This is a genomic window from Saccharomonospora sp. CUA-673, assembly GCF_001942305.1.
Taxonomy (GTDB): domain Bacteria; phylum Actinomycetota; class Actinomycetes; order Mycobacteriales; family Pseudonocardiaceae; genus Prauserella.
In genome coordinates, this window is the sequence record NZ_MKKE01000017.1 from 26838 (window position 1) to 44026 (window position 17189).

The following is a 17189-nucleotide window of genomic DNA, read 5'->3' on the forward strand; positions in this document are numbered from 1 at the left end:
CGAGCCATCGGGCGTGCCGTGCTCACGACCTGCGCGGTGGCACTCGGCGTGTTCCTGGTGACCGACGTCCTGCCCGGGGACGCCGCGCTCGCCCGCACCCGCGGCGGTGCCGACGCGGCCGAGCTGGCACGTCTGCGCGAGGAGTCCGGACTGGACGGTCCGGTGTGGGAACGGTTCGCGATGTGGGCATGGTCGTTGCTACGCGGCGATGCCGGGACATCGCTGCTCAGCGACCGGCCCGTGACGACGCTGATCGCGCAGCGACTTCCTGCCACGCTGACGCTGGCGGGCTGTGCGCTCGCCGTGACCGTTCCGTTGATGCTCGCGCTCGCCTGGTGGGCGGGCGCCCGAGCGAGGCGCTCGTACGCAGGCGGGGTGCTGGCCGCCTCGGCGGCGGTCCCCCAGGTCGTGGTCGCCGCGGCGGCGGTCGCGGTGCTGTCCGGTCTGCTCGGCTGGTTCCCGCGGGTGTCCCTGCTGCCCGTGGGAGCGTCCCCGTGGTCGGCGCCGGAAGCACTCGTCCTGCCGACGCTCTCGCTGGCGCTTCCCGCCACCGCCTACGGCGCGGGTCTGCTGTCCGGTGTGGTCGCCGACGTCCGCGGGCGGCCGCACGTGGACGATGCCGTCCTGCGCGGGATCGGGCCCTGGCACGTCGCCACCCGGCATTTGCTCCCGCTGCTGTGGGCCCCGACCGTCCGCATCACGGCGGTGATCGCGGGTGGACTCGTCGCGGCGACGACCGTCGTCGAGACCGTGTTCGGTTACACCGGCCTCGGGGAGCTGCTCGTCAGTTCCGTGGCCGCCAGGGATGTTCCTGTCGTGCAGGCGGTGGCCCTGCTCGGCGCCTGCGTGGTGATCGCCGGCAACACGGCCGCAGACCTGGTGAGGGGTGGGCGGGGATGAGGCGGCTGGTGGCGGTACCAGGCCTGCTCGCTGCGGCACTCGCACTCACCGTGGCGGGGCGCTGTTCGCCCCGCACGACCCGGCGGCCGTCGTCGCCGCCCCGTACTCACCGCCGGGCGAGGTAGGTCTGCTCGGCACCGACACGCTCGGCCGCGACGTGCTTTCGCGTGTCCTGTCCGGCGGCACCGGCCTCGTGCTGATCTCGCTGGTGGCGGCGGTGATCGCCACGGCGGCCGGGGTCGTGGGCGGACTCGTCACCGGGTGGTGGCGCGGCCGAGCCTCGCGCGTACTGGCCTCGTCGGCCGATGTGATGCTCGCGGTTCCGCAACTGCTGATCGCGTTGGTCGTGGCCGTCGCCGTGCCCGGGCCTGCGGCCGTGGTCATCGCGACCGTGTGCGGTGGAGCTCCGTTGACGCTGCGCGTCACGGCTGATGCCACCCGCGCCCTCAGTGGCTCGGGGTTCGTCGAAGCCGCGCGTGGCCTGGGCGAACGCGGTCCGACGCTATTGGTGCGCGAGCTCCTGCCTTCGCTGAGCGGGCTGGTGACGGCGGATCTCGGCATGCGGTTCGTCATGGCGATCCAGCTCGCCTCCGCGCTGAGCCTGCTCGGATTCGGCGCCGCTCCGCCCGAGGCCGACTGGGCGCTGATGATTCACGAGAACCTGCCGGGCTCCGGCCTCAACGCGGCGAGTGTGCTCGTCCCCGCGGCGGCGCTGGCCGTGACAGCCGCAGGGGCAGCCGCCACGGCCGCCTACCTCGGGCACCGGACCGGCACGAGGGAGCGGGCATGAACGACGACGGTGGACTGATCGCCGACGACCTCACCGTCCACGACGAGGCGGGCACACCCGTGGTTCCCGCGACGTCGCTGCGGGTGCGCAGGGGCGAGGTCGTCGCGGTGGCCGGACCGTCGGGGTGTGGGAAGTCGACGCTGCTGCGCGCCGTACTCGACGCGCTTCCGCAGGGTTTGGTCCGAACGGCGGGCACGGTCTCGTGGCAGGGAAGCACGGTTGGGCAGGGAACGGCGGCACGCCGGTGGCGCCGACGCGTCGTCGGATTCCTCGGCCAGGACCCCGCGACGGCGTTGCACCCCGCCCTGCCCGTGCACCGTCTGGTGTCGGAAGGGCCCGGCTCACCCGACCACACGACGATCCGGACCACGCTCGAGCTGCTCGGCCTCGACGCGGACGCACTGTGGCGACGCCGTCCGCACCAGCTGTCCGGCGGGCAGGCCCAGCGCGTCGCACTCGCCCGTGCCGTGGCGGGTCGCCCGGGACTGCTGATCCTCGACGAACCGACGAGCGCGCTCGACTGCGCCACGCTCGACCTCGTCGTGGACCTGCTCACCGTCCTGCGCTCCGAGACCGCCACGATCGTCGTGTCCCACGACCGGGAGTTCACCGACCGCATCACCGACCACGTTCTCGTCCTGGGGGAGATCGGCCGCGCCGCGAGCAACGGCCCCGCTCCGACAACCGCTGCCCCGGCACGGAACCGGCCGCGGTCGGCCGTGTTGTCGGCCCGCGGGCTCACCGTTCCCGGCCACGGCTCGCGCACCGCGTCAGCACCTCTGCTGGAGGACGTGTCCCTGGCGCTGCACGCCGGGGAGTTGACGGCCGTGCTCGGCGAGTCGGGATGTGGAAAAACCACGCTGTTGCGTGCCCTGGCGGGCCTCCATCCGTACGAAGGCGGTCTGGACCTGAAGGGCACGCCCCTGCCCGCGCGCCTGGATGCGCGCACCCGTGAGCAGCTTCGCGCCGTGCAACTGATCTCCCAAAGCCCTGCGGACGCGCTGAACCCCGCATATCGAGTGGGAACCACCGTGGCGAGGGCGGCTCGCCTCGCACACGGGCTCCCCCGCGCCGCCGCACGCACCCGCGCCCGCGAGGTGCTCGCCGCCGTCGGACTGTCCGGTTCGGACCGCCTGCTGCCCCGAGAACTGTCGGGAGGGCAACGCCAGCGCGCCGCGATCGCCCGCGCCCTGGTCGCCGAACCGGCAGTACTGCTCGCCGACGAGGTCACCTCGGCACTCGACACCGCGACCGCCCACGAGCTGCTGGACCTGCTCGACCGGCTGCGGGCCGACGGCCTCGCCGTCCTGCTTGTCACCCATGACCGAGACGTCGCCGCGCGGGCCGATCGAACGTTGCGCCTGCACCAGCGACGACTCGACGACAGCCACACGGATGGACCCGACCGATCGGAGGACGCTCTTGCCCGCTGACGATCCGCCCCTTGACGCTGCGACCGCTGCTGATGCGACCGCACCGGACCGCGCCGCCGACGTGCTCCGCGCACACCCGTGGGTCGAACACGTGGAGTTGTGCCGCGACGACACGGCGATACGCGTGCGTCCTGCGGCCGAGACACTCGCCGTCCGTCCCGAGCCGGGGGCCCTCATCGCCGAGCATCTCGACCAGTGGGGCGAGGTCTACGACCTGACCTACGCACAGGGCACGGAACGGCACCGCGCCGACCTCGATCTCTCCGGCTGGCGCGCGTCCGACACCGGCGAGCCGTATCCGGTCGAACACATGACGGACTGGCTGCGGCACACCGTCGACGTGGTGCGCTCCGCGCGTCCCAGGCGGGTTCTCGAACTCGGCTGCGGCACGGGGATGCTGTTGCACCGATTGTTGCCGCAGCTCGACGGATACGTCGGCACGGACGTCTCCGCGGAGTCGGTCCGTGCGCTGTCGGATTCTGCGCCAGACGGCACCCGGATCGTCCGGGCCGCCGCACACGAGGTGCTCGGATCCGGCGTCGCCGAGGCGCTCACCGACGCCGGATTCCCCTCCGGACGGCCGGACTGCGTGCTGATCAACTCGGTCACCCAGTGTTTTCCCGACGTGTCCTATCTGCGGGCCGTCGTGCAGGACGCGTTGCGGCTGGTCGAACCCGGCGGGACCGTGATCGTCGGAGACGTGCGGCACAGCGGTCTGCTCCACGAGCATCACCGCTGGCTGGCCGGCGCCGCGGTGTCCGATTCCGCGGTGTCCGATTCCGTGGTGGCCGACCGTGCCGCCCGCGACGAGGAGCTGCTGTTCGACCCGGTGCTGTTGGCCGGGATCGCAAGCGGACTGCGCGAGGAGGTCGGTGAGGTCGAGCTGGCCGTGCATGCCAAGACGATGCGGGCCGACACGGAATTGACGCGGTACCGCTTCGACGCCGTGCTCCGGGTCGGCGGCGAGCACCACGAGCCTCCGCACGCCGTGGAATGGACGACCCTCGACGCGGCGCGCGAACACCTCGCCGCCGGTCCCGGAGTCGTCACGGGAATCCCGAATGCGCTGTTGCGGCCGGGCGGGGCCACCGCGGCCGAGTTGCGCGAGCGGCTGAGTGCTGTCGTGACGCTCGATCCGTACGACCCACGCCTGCTCGAGGCAGCCACCCCCGGCCCGAGGACCTGGCGTGCGACCGATCTTAGCGGCGACGGCCGTGCACACGAACCGTTCGCGGCCTTCGTCCGCCGCAGACTCACCGAACTGGCCCGCCGTGAACTGCGCCGGGCCGGTGTCCCGTCCGTACCCGTCGACGTGGCCATCGGAGAGTCCGATGTGGAGTGAGGTGACCGCTGCCGCGGAGGCCGCCGTCGACGACGTGGACATCTCGTCGCTGCCCGCGGCGATGCGGACGCTCGACACGGCGGCGCTGCCCGCCATGGCCCGCGCCGTCGGACGTGCCGGTCCGTTCCGTCCGGGTATCCGCCGCAGCGGCGACCAGATCGCCGACCGCGTACGGGTGGCACCCCGGCACCGGTGGCTACTGGGCCGCTGGCTCACGGTGCTGTGCGAGGAAGGTCTGCTGCAGCGCGACCCGGACACCGGGCTGTTCCACGCTCTGCACCCTGTTCGCCGCCGCGACGTCGACGAGGCGGCCGCCACCGTTCCCGGCGCGGCCGCCGCACTGGGCTACCCGGCCGAGATCGGCGACTTCTTCGTCGCGGCGCTGGCCGACGCGCCGAAGCTGCTGGCCGACGAGCTCGCGGTACAGACCCTGCTGTTTCGCGACGGCGAGCTCGCGGCGGCCGACGGCGCCTACCGCGACAACGTGATCAACCGCTACCTCAACGCGGCCGCGGGCCGGATCCTGCATGCCGAAGCCCGGCGCCGAGCTCCCCTGCGCGTACTCGAGCTGGGAGCCGGGGTCGGCGGCACGACCACCGCGGCCGTGGCGGGACTGGCCGGGTTCGACGTCGACTACCTGTTCACGGATGTTTCGCAGTTCTTCCTCGACGCAGGAAGACACCGTTTCGGCGACTCACTGCGGTACGCCATCGCCGACATCAACGCCCGGCTCGTACCGGGACCGTTCGACGTGGTGCTCGCGGCGAACGTCCTGCACAACGCCACGCACATCGGCAGGCTGCTGGACCGGTTGCACGCCGTGCTCGCCCCGGGCGGTCTCCTGGTGGTGATCGAGTCGTGCCGCGAGCACTACCAGGCGCTGACATCGATGCAGTTCCTCATGTCGCCGAGGGAGGGCATGCCTCGGCCCGGTACCGACGATGTCCGAGCCGGAACGGACCGGATCTTCCTGACCCGCGACGAGTGGCTCGGCCAACTGGCCGCACACGGTTTCCGCACCGAGATCGAGCTGCCCGAGCCGACCAGCCCGCTGACCGCCCTCGCCCAGCACGTCTTCACCGCTCGCAGCTCCACCGACGAACAGGGGTGACCATGACCGAATCGACGACCGAACCGACGATTGCCGAAACCCTCACCGACATCTGGGCCGACCTGCTCGGCCTCGAACCGTCCGACATTCCGCAGGACACGGGATTCCTCAATCTCGGCGGGGATTCCGTGCTCGCGGTACGGATGTCCGCGCTGGTACGCCGCAAGCTCGGCGTCGCGCTGGCGCTGTCGGACGTGCGGGTGGAAACGACACTCGCGGAGCTGACCGAGCTCGTACAGCGCCGCCGCACCGGCGCCGACGACGACCGCGGCGTCCCCGTCGACGTCGCCCGCAGGGCCGACCCCACGGCACCGTTCCCACTACTTCCGTTGCAGCAGGGCTACTTCGTCGGCCAGCAGGACGGCTGGGAACTGTCGTACTCGTCGGCGCATCACTATGTCGACATCGGACTCGACGACGTCGACGGGGACGAGGCGGCCGAGGCTCTGCAGGACGCTCTCGCCCGGCTCGTGCGGCACCAGCCGACGTTGCGCGCGAGGGTCCTGCCGGACGGAATGCAGCGCATCCTCGCCGAGGACGACCCCGGTGCGGTGCCGCACCTCGAGGTCCTCGACCTGCGGGATTCGGAGGACGCCGAGATCGACGACGTGCTCGCCGACGTCCGCGGCCGGATGTCGGTGACCGGCCCCAACCCGGTCGACGGGCCCGGCGTCGCGATGTGTCTCACGTTGCTTCCCGACGACCGGGCTCGCCTGCACGCAGCCGTCAGCCTGCTGATCATCGACGGCTGGTCGTCGAACGTGTTCTATCGCGATCTGTTCACGCTCGTCGCGGACTGGAATGCAATGCTGCCACCACTGGAGATCGACTACGGCGACTACGTGACCGCGGTGTCGGGCCTGCCCGACACCGACGCGTGGGAGTCCGACCGCGACTGGTGGTTCGACCGGCTCGACGACTTCCCCCGACCGCCCGCACTTCCGCTACAGGCCGACCCGCGCGAGGTGCGGCCCGCGCTGATGGGCACCCGCCAGGTCACCATCGACCCCGGCACGTGGGCCGCGGTGCGCGAGCAGTGCGCAGCGCACGGCGTGACGCCGTCGGCGGCCATGTTCACCGCGTACGCCGTCGTGCTCGCCCGCAGGGCGGGTCACCGGCGAATGTTGCTGAACTCGCTCCAGCTCAACCGCCTGCCCTTGCATCCGGACGTCCATCGTATCGTCGGCGCGTTCGCCTCGACGATGCTGATCCCGGTCGACCTCGCGGAGGGTGCCGAGTTCGGGGCGCTGGCCGCGGCCTGTCAGCGCAGCTTCAGCGAGTCCGCCGCGCACAACCTGATCAGCGGTGTCGAGGTCGCCCGTGAGTTGGGCCGCCGCCGCGGGACGCACCGGCCGGTGGCGCCCATCGTGTTCCAGAGCACCCTCGGCATGGACGCGGCGATGGGCGAACAGGTGCCGCAGACCGCGGGCCCACTCGGCCGCATCGACATGGCCGATCACGACCAGCAACTGCGAACCCCGCAGGTGGCACTCGAGGTGCGCATGTTCGAACTGCGCGACGAGATGTTCCTGGTGTTCTCGTTGGTCGACGAACTCTTCGAACGGTCCATGGTCGACGCGATGTTCGACGAACTCGCCGCGATGGCCCGGAGTCTCGCCGACCCGAACACCTGGTCATCCACGGTCGATCTCCCTGCCGAGGTCGAGGCGGACCCCTCGGGCGATACCGCGCGGGTGGGGGTGTACGAACAGCAGGACGCGGGCGACGAGCCAGGGCCTCCTCGCGGGGACGCGGAGCAGGCGATCGCCGCAGTCTGGGAGTCGACACTGGACGTCAGTGACATCGACCGGGCCACCGACTTCTTCGCGCTCGGCGGGGATTCTCTGCTCGCGGTACGCGTGCTGGCCGTTCTGGCGAAACAACACGGGATCAACGCCCGCGTGCGGGACTTCCTCGACGCGCCCACCGTGGCCGGGCTGGCCAGGGCGGCCCGGCCGGACACGGTGGACGTCTGAGTCGCTCGTGTCTTCAGCTCTGCAGCGAGGCGCGGAACATGCCCTGCTCCAGCCAGACCGCGGCGCGCACACCGTCCGCCGCGGCCTGGCTGACCAGGGTGAGTGCGTCCGGGAGCGCAGGCAGCCGGGCCATGTCACCCGCGGCGGACACGCCCGGGACCGTCGTGGCCTGGAACTCGTCCACCCGCACGCTGCCGTCGTCGAACATCTCGCAGCCCAGCTGCTGCGCGAGCGGAGAACGCTGCCGGGTGGGCGCACGGTGGAACATGGCCTGCCGCTCCAGGACCGAACCGTCAGCGAAGTGCAGGACCAGCCCGTCGAGTTCGCCGGTGACCTTCGTCAGCGCTTCGGTGCGGATCTCGACCCCGTGGGCCTCCAGCCGGTCCGTGACCTCGGTGGGCAACTCGTGCGGCCCGTCGGTGACCACGACGACGTCATCGCTGTAGCGGTCGCCGACGTACAGAGCCAGCATCACCTGCGGAACGTCGCGCCCCAACACGGCGAGGGTCTTGCCGGTGGTCTCGTAGCCGTGACAGAAGGGGCAGTGGAAGACGCTGCTACCGAACCGCTCCCGCACCCCTGGGACATCGAAGGGCTCGTCGACGAGGCCGGTCGCGAGGATCAACCGCCGCGCCTTCGCGACCGAACCGTCGTCGAACGTCACGGTGAACTCGTCGATGGCCCCTGCGACGTCGGAGACCTGCGCGCTGCGCCGCTCCACCCCCGGGTACCCGGCGAGTTCGTCGCGGCCGAGCGCCAACATGTCGTGCGGGGAGAACCCGTCGCGGCTGAGGTACATGTGCATCTCGTCGGCGGGAGCGTTACGCACCTCGCCACCGTCGACGACGAGCACCTGCCTGCGTTGCCTGCCGAGCACCAGCGCCGCGCTCAGCCCCGCGGGCCCGCCGCCGATCACGATCACGTCGTACACGCACACTCCTCTGGTGGGGTATTGGTGAAAACGATTATCGTTGCTATCCAAAGCGAAGGAAAGGGGCTATGAGAAGTCCTCGGATCGCCGTTCTCGGCGGCCACGGCGCGGTGGGCCGAATCGCCTCGACCCGCCTGGCCCGCCTTCCCGCGCCCGCGTCCGGGTGGGCGGGCGCGACCCGGCGCGCGCGGAGCCGATCCCGGGCGTGGAGACATCCACTGTGGACCTGTCGGACGCGGGATCGCTGGCCGCGTTCTGCGCGGGCGCCGATGTGGTCCTGAACTGCGCAGGTCCGTCGTACCGGGTACTCGACACCGTCGCGCGCGCAGCGCTCGAGGCCGGAGCCGCGTACGTGGACGTCGCGGGCGACGTGCCCGCCCATCGCGCGCTCGGCGAAAGTTCCGGGATCGCCGTGTTCTCCGCCGGCGCCATGCCGGGGCTGACGGGACTGCTCCCCCGCCTGGTCACCACCTCCGGCGTCGAGGTCGAGGTCCACGTCGGTGGCGCCGTTCCCATACCGCCGACGTCGGCTGCCGACATCCTCCTCGCCCGCGGACCGGACTTCGGGGAGCCGGGAGCGCTGTGGCGGGACGGAGTGGTCGCGCGACACGCGCTGCCCCCTCGCAGACGGGTGACCGTGCCGGGGTTCCCGGGCACGGTGGATGCCATGCCGTTCCTTCCCGTCGAGGGGATCCGACTCGCGGAGGAGCTGCGCCCTGCCCGGCTGACGTTCCGCTCCGTCTACGTATCGGAGGCGATCCCCACAGCGCTGGCGATGGCGTGGGCGGACGATCCGGAGTTCCTCGCCGAGCACACCGCGGCGCTGACGGCCGCCGCCGAGGCAGACCTGCGCACCCACGAGGCGTTCTACGTACTGACCGCACGCGCCGGCGACGCGGCGGTCACCCTGCGCGCTGCCGATCCGTACCGCCTCAGCGGTGTCGTCGCCGCACTGGTGGTACGTGCCGTGCTCGACGAGAACGTCGAGCACGGCACGCATTTCGCCGATCAGGTCCTCGACGCCAGGACCACCGCCGAAGCCCTCCGCCGCGACCCGCTGGTGGACACCGTCACCTTCGAAGGGATCCCATGAACGACGAGTACTCCGAGTCCGCCGAGTTCATCGACCTGCTCATCGAACCGTTCTGGACGATGCTGCGTCCCGTGCTCACCGAGGTTCTCTCCGCGGCCTCCCCGACAACCGCGGTCGACCTCGGCGCGGGAAGTGGCCACGGCACCCTGCTGCTCGCGCACACGTTGCCCGGTGCCGACGTGGTCGCCGTCGAGCCGTCGCAGGGGCTGCGCAGCGCCCTGTTGGCGCGCGTGCACGGCGACGGGGACCTGCGCACGCGCGTCACCGTCCTGCCGTCGTCGTTCCCCGACGTCGAGTTGCCGGAGCGGTTCTCCGCGTTCATCGCGATGAACGTGCTCGGTCACTTCGACACCGCGCAGCGGGACGTGTTGTGGTCGCTGCTGGCCGAGCGCCTGGACCGCGGCGGTGTCGCGGTGGTGAACCTGCAACCGCCTGCCGAACCCGTGTCCGTCCCCGAGTCCGTCGCCTCGACGACCCGGGTGGGCAGGCTGACCTACGAATGCCGCGCCACAGCGGAACCGACCGGCGACGGGACGCTGACGTGGTTCATGACCTACCGCACGCTCGACGGTGACACCCAACTCGACGAGCGCACCGTGAGCTACCGGTGGCACCTCGTCGACGCCGACGGCCTGCGAGCCGAAACCGCCGCACACAGCTTGGCTCTCGCACCGGTGGGCGACCCGGAACTCGGCGTGTACACGATCACCCACACCTGAGCGCGTGACCGGAGTCAGGCGTCGTAGTCGACCGCGACCGACGGGGTGGTCGGCCGGGACTGGCAGGTCAGCACGTGGCCGGCCTCGACGTCGGCCGAGGACAGGGCGAAGTTCTGCTCCATCTGAACCGAGCCCGTCCGCACCGTCGCCGTGCAGGTGCCGCAGGCACCGCCGAGGCACGCGTACGGCGCGTCCAGCCCGGCTTTCAGCGCGGCATCGAGGACGGTGTCCCCGGCCCGCAGCGACACCTCGTGCCGCCGGCCGCGCAGCTGCACCGACACCTCCGCGGACATGGAGTCGTCCGAGACCGCGGGCTGCCGGTAGCCGTGGAAGAGCTCGACATGAACGAGGTCCGGCTCGGCACCGCGGTCGAGGAGCAGGTCGCGCAGGTCGGTCGCCATCTCGACCGGACCGCACAGAAACCACGCGTCCACGGTGCCCACCGGCAGGTCGGAGCCGAGCCACCGGTCGAGCTTCTCGCGGTCGACGTGACCGCGCAGGTGCGCCGGGTGCCGCGGGTCGCGGGAGCGCACGTGGACGATCCGGAGCCGGTCGGCGTAGCGCGCCTCCAGCTCGTCCAGTTCGGCGCGGAACATCGTGCTGTCGGCGTCGCGGTTGCCGTAGATCAGGGTGCAGCGGCTCTCGGTCTCGACGGCGAGGGTCGTTCGCAGGATCGACAGGATCGGGGTGATCCCGCTGCCCGCGGCGATCGCCGCATAGGTCTTGCGCGCGAGCGGATCGAGTGGCGTGCCGAACGAACCGGTCGCGTCATCAGCTCGAGCGTGTCCCCCGCGCGGAGCCGCTCCCTCGCGAAGGTGGAGAAGACGCCGTCGGGGATGTGCTTCACGGCGATCTCCAAGCTGCCGGAGGTCGCCGCGGAACAGATGGAGTAGGTGCGGCGCACCCCTTCACCGCCGAGGTCGGTGCGGACCGTGACGTGCTGCCCGGGTTCGAAGGCGAACTTCTCGCGCAGCCGGTCCGGTACATGGAAGCGGATCAGCACACTGTCGTCGGTCAGCCGATCCACGCCGGCGACCGGTACCGGGTGGAACTCCGCCGCCGGCGCCGAGGACCGCTTCGGCACGCGCACCGGAAGCAGCGGGCCCAGCTTGCCGTTCAACCGCTTCCACTCGCGGTACTCGTCGGCGTCCAACTGCCGGCCGAACACCGTGCCGATCGCGGCGTCCCGTTCGAGGTAGGCCTCCTCGTTGTGCCGCCAGGCCGCGACGTAGCGGTGGAACGGGATCGACGGGTGCAGGTGGTGCACGAGGTGGTAGTTCTGCGACAGCAGCAGCGGCGTGAGGATCCACTCGGAGCCGACGCGGTTGCGGGTGGCGCGGTAGCGGTTGTCCCGCTGGGTTCCTTCGAGGCCGTGGTGGGGCAGCCAGTCGAACCACCAGGCCAGGACGAACATGGCTACCCGCTCGGGGATCAGGTAGACCACCGCCAGGGTCCACAGGTGCCCGGTCAGCGCGCACGCGACGATCACGGTGACACTCGCGACCATCAGCAGTGCCGTCTCCACCAGCTCGGCCCGGGGACGGCGTTTCGCGTTGCGCACCAGGAACGTCAGGTACGGAACGTCCATCAGCGGGAACCGGAAGAGGACCTGCCACCAGGGCGAACCGGTGACGAAGTGGTCGGGGTCGTTGTCGTGGTCGTTGGTGTTGCGGTGGTGCTCGATGTGGATGAACGCGAAGGACTTGAACGAGATCAGCGACGACACGAAGAGCATCGCGACCCGGCCGAAGGCCACGTTGACCCAGCGGTGCGTGCTGATCGAGTAGTGCGCCGCGTCGTGCAACACGGTGAACAGTACGAAGATCGCGGTCGCGCTGAGCAGGATCGTCAGCGGCGCCGCGAGCACGCCGCCCAACACGGCCCACGTCGAGAAGGCGAAGAGTGCGAGGCTCCGCAGAAGATCGCCACGATGGGCCACGAGATCGTCGGAACCTTCTCGCCCGGGTCGGGGAGCGCGTGACGAGCGGCGGCGCGGTGCTCCGTGGTTGCGGCATAGCCGGGAAGGTACGAACCGGGGACGCGGGCCCGCGAGGGGTGCCGAGCCCATGCCCGTGTGCGGGCAGCACATGGAGCTCAGGCCTGGTCCGGCACCGGGGCGAGCACGACCGGGCCGAGCATCTGGGCCAGGCGCAGGGCGGCGTGCAGTTCGGCGACCCGTTGGTTCGCCGGGCGGCCGCGTCGTTCCTCGGCGCGCCGCACGCGCTGCAGCACGGTGTTGCGGTGCACCCCCAGTGTCTCGGCTGCCGCGGCCAGTCCGCCCTGCGCGTCGAGGACCGCGAGCAGGGCGCGTCGCTCCTCGTCCTCGCGCCGCCCGGTGACGGCGAGGTCGCCGAGTTCGGCGGCGACGAACGACCGGGCCAGGTCGAGGTCGCCACTCATGGTGTCCACGAGTGCGATGTCGGCGTACGGGGTGACCTGTGCGGGGCGCTCACCCAGTTCGACGATCCGCCGGCCGCGCTGGGCCTGGTCGTGGGTGTCGCGGAATCCGGCTGCGCCGTGGGCGGGCGTGCCGACGGTGACGCGGACGGGTTCGGGGAGCTGTCCGGCCAGGGGTGTGAGGTCGTTCGCGGTGACGTCGGGGGCGCCGGGTGTGGAGACCCAGCCCCAGAGTGCGCGGGCTCCGTCCGGGACGAGCAGCGGATGCGGCGAGCCGAGGTGGGCTCCGACGGTTGCGCCGGAACGGGTGAGGTCGACGTCGTCGCGGTCGGTCCAGCAGACGAAGCCGGTCTGCCATCCGGTGAGCCGGTGGGACAGAGTGCGCTCGGCGCTGCGCAGGTCGACCGGGTCGCCCGCGATCAACGCGCGCACCGCATCGGTCCGGGCGGCCCGGGCCCGGGTCTGGATGCGGTCGAGTTCGGCGACGTATTCGGTGGCGACCTCGCTGGAGACGCGGTCGATGTAGGCGAAGCCGTAGCGTTGCAGGCAGCCGAGGACCTCGACCGCGAGGCGCGCGTCGGGCACGAGGTCGGTGATGCCGGTCAGGACGCGTTCGGTGAAGTAGGCATGGCCCATGCGGTAGAAGCGGAGCATGACGTCGACGCTGTAGCCGCGGGCGGCCATGGCTCGGGCGTGTTCGAGTGCGGTGACGGGTGCTGCTGCGGCGCGCACGTCGATGCCGTGCCGCACCATCGACAGCGCCGCTTCGAGGTTGGACGAGCACGAGCCGAGGGTCAGGCCGCGGAGTTCGTCGTCGGCGCTGGCTTCGGGCACCCGTTCGACGATGTAGGCGAGCATGTCGTCGGCGTACGCCGTCACGTCGCCCAGCAACGCGGCCGCGATCCGCCGCAGCTCGCCGACCACGTCCGCAGGAAGTTCCACCCCCTCCCCCGCACCAGCACCCATAGCCGGATCCTAAAACCCCCGCACCACAACCCACCCTCCCGACACTGACCGCAACCCCAAGGTGCGAAACGCAGACCTCGACGCACGGAACGAAACCGACAAGGTACGGAACCAAGCCGTCGAGATCCGGAACGCACACTCGAAAGCAAGCCAAAGCCGAGCCGAAGGCGAGGCAAGGCGCCCCCCCACCACCGGTCGCTGGTCCCCACCCAACGCCCCCATGCCGGCAAGGTGAGGAGCAAGCACCGTGGGGGCCTGGGGGCTCGGCCCCCAGACTCAATGGGCGAAACGCAAAAGGTCCGTGCCCTCCGCGGGCACGGACCTCCGATGCGTGGACCTAGCGGGAGGCTTGTCGAAACTTGCCCCGCCGCTGGCCCGCTTGAGTTTGATGCATCGCGCAATCCGTCTTCGTTCGCGGCATGGTGTCCGTCGCGAGGAGTCTCACGTCCGGCAGCAGGCCAGGGTCAGCGGTGAGGTGCTCCTTTCGGCAGAGGCTCAATACGCGGCCGGTGAGACGCTGCGCACGATAGCCACGGAAGTCGGGGTGAGTCGGCAGCGGCTGGCGTCACTGTTGCGCGAGCGAGGTGTGCGTCTTAGTCGCACGGCTCCCTCGGATGCGGAGGTTCAGGAAATGGTTCGGCGGTATGCCGACGGCGAGTCTCTCGAACGCGTGGGCGCACGCGTCGGATTTTCGGCTGGGACTGTTCGAAACCATCTGATCGTTGCGGGGGTACTGCTCCGCGATCCACAAGGGCGTGAGCGATGAGACCTCCCCCTCGACCCTGTTCATGGCTGTGCGCTTTCGCCAGCGAAATTGCGGCGTGCTCAGAGCGGGGTCTCCGAACTTGCGGACCCTATCTCTGGCTTCCAGGGTTGCGGCACGCTCGGCGTGTGCCGCCGACTATAGGTACAAGAGCGTGTCCGCGACAGGTTCGGGTAGGCGCTCGATGGCGCCGGAGCGCTCGCTGAGCGTGCGCAGATTCCACCATGTCACTGCGCGAACCTCTTGCGGGCTTGTACCCCACGCCTGACTCAGCAGCAGCTCGATGCGTCCTGTGTCGGCTGGTCTGCGCGAACGCACCTTGCGTGCGGGAAAGTCGGTCTCGCACAGAACCCGGTCCCGCGGAATTCGTCGGATCTGATCTTCGGACATGGCGGCGTTGACCGAGAAGTATGCATCGACGTCGATCGCCCGCTTGACATCGGTGTCATCTCCGTTGAACCAGTGCAGGATCGCTCCGCGGGTCTTGGCATCGGTGAGGTACTGGACGACCTCGGTTGTCGCTCCGGAGCTGTGAATGGAGACCAGCACGGGCTCCCTGCGCACGATGGTCAGTACCTCTTGGAAGATGGAGCACTGCCTAGCCCAGTCGCCTCCGCGGCGGTCCAGGCCGATCTCGCCAACTAGCGCGAAGGAGCGGAGGAGGTCTTTGAACCGTTTTGGGTCCCAGGCGGCTCGGGCGGTTGCGACTGCCGGATGGATACCGAGCCCCCAGATGAGCGAGTGATCGCGCCGGTTCTTGACCTGACTAGCTTCGTGGAGGCTTCTGGTCATAGCGAACACGACCGCGTCGCCGAGGGCTGTGACTTGGTCTCGGGTGACGTCGGGAGCAATGTGAGCGTGGGCGTCCAGCGCCGGAAGGTCGGCGCTGGTCACGTCAAGTCCACCTTCCCGAGTTCGGCGAGTCCGCGTTCGGCAAGGTCGCTGATTGCATCGAGGTCAGCGTCGGGAGGCCATGTCCCCGCGTCGATCGCATCGTCGTCGATCCCTCGGGCGGTTGCGTAGCTGATAGCAGCGCGGTCACTGTATCTCCGCTCCAGGAGTTCACTTCGTGCGGTTCCAGTGAGGTTGTCGGACAAGTAGATGGTCGAGTCGTCTATTTCGGCTCCGATGAAGGCTCCTCGGCGGGTGACACAGGCGTAGCACAGCCCGCAGTTCAGGGTGGAGTTGCCGCCCTTGATTCGGGCGCCATCGAGTTTGCTGCACGAGACGGTCAAGCCAGCGGTGTGCTCCCAGCCTGCTGGTGGCTGGCTGTCGGCAACGAGGCGCATCTCCTCGCCCTTGGTGTAGTCGGCGAACGGGTTGGTCACCGAGACGGTCAGCCTGAGGGTGTGGAGAAGCGTGTTGACGCGGTGGAAGGTCTCGGGGTGCGTGGAGCGGGTTGAGAGGGCGCCGGCACGGTTGGGGTGTAGTGGCAGGTTCAGGCTGGTGAAGCCGTTCTCCGGTACGAAGAGAGTCGTTGCCTGGTGGCTTGATGCGACAGCAACTCCGAGGGCCAGGGGCTGCTGAAGCGATGTGTGACATCTGAGTTCGCTTGCTGAGAGGTGAGCGTGGAAGGATGCCACTGTGCCCAAGCCGTATCCCCGTGAGTTCCGTGAGGACGTCGTCCGGGTCGCGCGCAACCGCGAGTCGGGTGTGACGATCGAGCAGGTCGCCAGCGACTTCGGGGTGCACCCGATGACGTTGCAGAAGTGGCTGCGCGCGGCCGATGCCGAGGACGGCACCAAGCCTGGCGTGTCGTCGGATGCGGCGGCCGAGCTGCGGGAGCTCAAGCGGCGTAATCGGTTGTTGGAGCAGGAGAACGAGGTATTGCGCCGGGCTGCGGCGTATCTGTCGCAGGGCAATCTGCCGGGAAAAGGCTCTACCCGCTCGTAAGGGAGTTGGCCGCCCCGGACGCCCCGATCCGGGTGCCGGTGGCGGTGACGTGCCGGGTTTTGAAGCTCCATCGTCAGCACTACTATGCCTGGCTGGCCCGCCCGGTCACCGACGCCGAACTGACCGAGGCGTATCTGGCCAACGCCGTGTTCGACGCCCACCGCGAGGACCCCGAATTCGGGTATCGCCTGTTGCACGATGAGATCACCACCACGGGCGTCGAGGTGTCGGACCGCACGGTGTGGAAGATCTGCTCGGCGAATGAGTGGTGGTGCGTGTTCGGTAAGAAACGCCGCAGCCGCAAGGCCCGGCCCGGTCCGCCCGCGCACGACGACCTCGTGCGCCGGGAGTTCACCACGCAGGCGCCGAACCAGGTGTGGCTGACCGACATCACCGAGCATCCCACCGGTGAGGGCAAGATCTACCTCTGCGCGGTCAAAGACGTGTGGTCAAACCGGATCGTGGGCTATTCCATCGCCGACCGCATGACCTCCCAGCTCGCCCTCGACGCGCTGGAGTCAGCCGTCGCCCGCCGGGGCGGCAGCGTCGCCGGATGCCGGCTACACAGCGATCGTGGAGGCCAATTCCGGAGCCGGAAACTACAGCAAGCGTTGTGGCGCCACCACATGCGCGGCTCGATGGGCCAGGTCGGCTCAGCCGGCGACAACGCCGCCATGGAAAGCTTCTTCAGCCTCCTCCAACGCAATGTGCTCGACCGCCGCACATGGGCCACCCGCGAAGAGCTCCGCATCGCGATCGTGACCTGGATCGAACGCACCTACCACCGACGCCGCAGACAAGCCCGTCTCGGCCGCTTGACCCCCATCGAATACGAAACCATCATGAGCCACACCGCCACCCCGGCGGCCTAAACC

General features: G+C 70.1%; 15 protein-coding genes. 9 read left to right on the plus strand and 6 right to left on the minus strand.

The genetic code is table 11. The features are described from left to right. Nucleotides 1-18: 18 nt before the first annotated feature. From BJF85_RS09720 to BJF85_RS09745, 6 genes are read left to right on the plus strand one after another with little or no spacing between them, the layout of a single operon-like run. A complete protein-coding gene (locus BJF85_RS09720; protein WP_222844490.1) occupies nucleotides 19-900 on the plus strand; it encodes an ABC transporter permease in 882 nt (293 codons plus the stop codon). Continuing rightward, the gene (locus BJF85_RS09725) at nucleotides 887-1690 is read left to right on the plus strand and encodes an ABC transporter permease (protein ID WP_222844491.1); all 804 of its coding nucleotides are present in this window, start codon (nucleotides 887-889) and stop codon (nucleotides 1688-1690) included. The genes BJF85_RS09720 and BJF85_RS09725 overlap by 14 nt, the downstream gene beginning before the upstream one ends. Next, entirely contained in the window at nucleotides 1687-3123 is a 1437-nt protein-coding gene (locus BJF85_RS30900; RefSeq protein WP_083666178.1) for an ABC transporter ATP-binding protein, read from the plus strand. The genes BJF85_RS09725 and BJF85_RS30900 overlap by 4 nt, the downstream gene beginning before the upstream one ends. Next, nucleotides 3113-4465, plus strand: a complete 1353-nt coding sequence (locus tag BJF85_RS09735) for a class I SAM-dependent methyltransferase (protein WP_158056862.1) — start codon at nucleotides 3113-3115, stop codon at nucleotides 4463-4465. The genes BJF85_RS30900 and BJF85_RS09735 overlap by 11 nt, the downstream gene beginning before the upstream one ends. A 1-nt stretch (nucleotide 4466) precedes the next feature. Then, the gene (locus tag BJF85_RS09740; RefSeq protein WP_075846727.1) at nucleotides 4467-5576 is read left to right on the plus strand and encodes a trans-aconitate 2-methyltransferase; all 1110 of its coding nucleotides are present in this window, start codon (nucleotides 4467-4469) and stop codon (nucleotides 5574-5576) included. Nucleotides 5577-5578: 2 nt separating this feature from the next. After that, nucleotides 5579-7552 carry a condensation domain-containing protein gene (locus BJF85_RS09745; protein WP_075846729.1) on the plus strand — a complete coding sequence of 658 codons (1974 nt, stop codon included), beginning with the start codon at nucleotides 5579-5581 and terminating at the stop codon, nucleotides 7550-7552. A gap of 13 nt (nucleotides 7553-7565) precedes the next feature. On the opposite strand, the gene BJF85_RS09750 is transcribed toward BJF85_RS09745, so the two are convergent. After that, a complete protein-coding gene (locus tag BJF85_RS09750; RefSeq protein WP_075846792.1) occupies nucleotides 7566-8483 on the minus strand; it encodes an NAD(P)/FAD-dependent oxidoreductase in 918 nt (305 codons plus the stop codon). 205 nt (nucleotides 8484-8688) lie between these two features. On the opposite strand from BJF85_RS09750, the gene BJF85_RS09755 reads away from it, so the two are divergent. Together BJF85_RS09755 and BJF85_RS09760 are read left to right on the plus strand one after the other, a co-directional pair. Further along, nucleotides 8689-9576, plus strand: coding sequence for a saccharopine dehydrogenase NADP-binding domain-containing protein (locus BJF85_RS09755; protein ID WP_369822133.1), 888 nt, complete (start codon nucleotides 8689-8691; stop codon nucleotides 9574-9576). Next, entirely contained in the window at nucleotides 9573-10295 is a 723-nt protein-coding gene (locus tag BJF85_RS09760; protein ID WP_075846731.1) for a trans-aconitate 2-methyltransferase, read from the plus strand. The genes BJF85_RS09755 and BJF85_RS09760 overlap by 4 nt, the downstream gene beginning before the upstream one ends. A 14-nt stretch (nucleotides 10296-10309) precedes the next feature. On the opposite strand, the gene BJF85_RS28815 is transcribed toward BJF85_RS09760, so the two are convergent. The 5 genes from BJF85_RS28815 to BJF85_RS27215 form a co-directional block, all read right to left on the minus strand. Beyond that, complete coding sequence (locus BJF85_RS28815; protein WP_369822135.1) at nucleotides 10310-11005, minus strand: 2Fe-2S iron-sulfur cluster-binding protein; 696 nt, start codon at nucleotides 11003-11005, stop codon at nucleotides 10310-10312. Beyond that, nucleotides 10921-12234 carry a fatty acid desaturase gene (locus tag BJF85_RS09765; protein WP_222844493.1) on the minus strand — a complete coding sequence of 438 codons (1314 nt, stop codon included), beginning with the start codon at nucleotides 12232-12234 and terminating at the stop codon, nucleotides 10921-10923. The genes BJF85_RS28815 and BJF85_RS09765 overlap by 85 nt, the downstream gene beginning before the upstream one ends. Before the next feature lie 155 nt (nucleotides 12235-12389). Beyond that, entirely contained in the window at nucleotides 12390-13658 is a 1269-nt protein-coding gene (locus BJF85_RS09770; RefSeq protein ID WP_083666184.1) for a helix-turn-helix domain-containing protein, read from the minus strand. Between the two features lie 901 nt (nucleotides 13659-14559). Beyond that, a complete protein-coding gene (locus tag BJF85_RS09780) occupies nucleotides 14560-15315 on the minus strand; it encodes a TatD family hydrolase (protein WP_075846734.1) in 756 nt (251 codons plus the stop codon). Next, the gene (locus tag BJF85_RS27215) at nucleotides 15312-16013 is read right to left on the minus strand and encodes a hypothetical protein (RefSeq protein ID WP_139320555.1); all 702 of its coding nucleotides are present in this window, start codon (nucleotides 16011-16013) and stop codon (nucleotides 15312-15314) included. The genes BJF85_RS09780 and BJF85_RS27215 overlap by 4 nt, the downstream gene beginning before the upstream one ends. On the opposite strand from BJF85_RS27215, the gene BJF85_RS09795 reads away from it, so the two are divergent. After that, a protein-coding gene (locus BJF85_RS09795) for an IS3 family transposase (RefSeq protein WP_139320556.1) occupies nucleotides 16006-17186 on the plus strand; the annotation gives its coding sequence in 2 pieces (ribosomal slippage) (nucleotides 16006-16290 and nucleotides 16293-17186; 1179 coding nt in all). The genes BJF85_RS27215 and BJF85_RS09795 overlap by 8 nt on opposite strands. The last annotated feature ends 3 nt before the right edge of the window (nucleotides 17187-17189 follow it).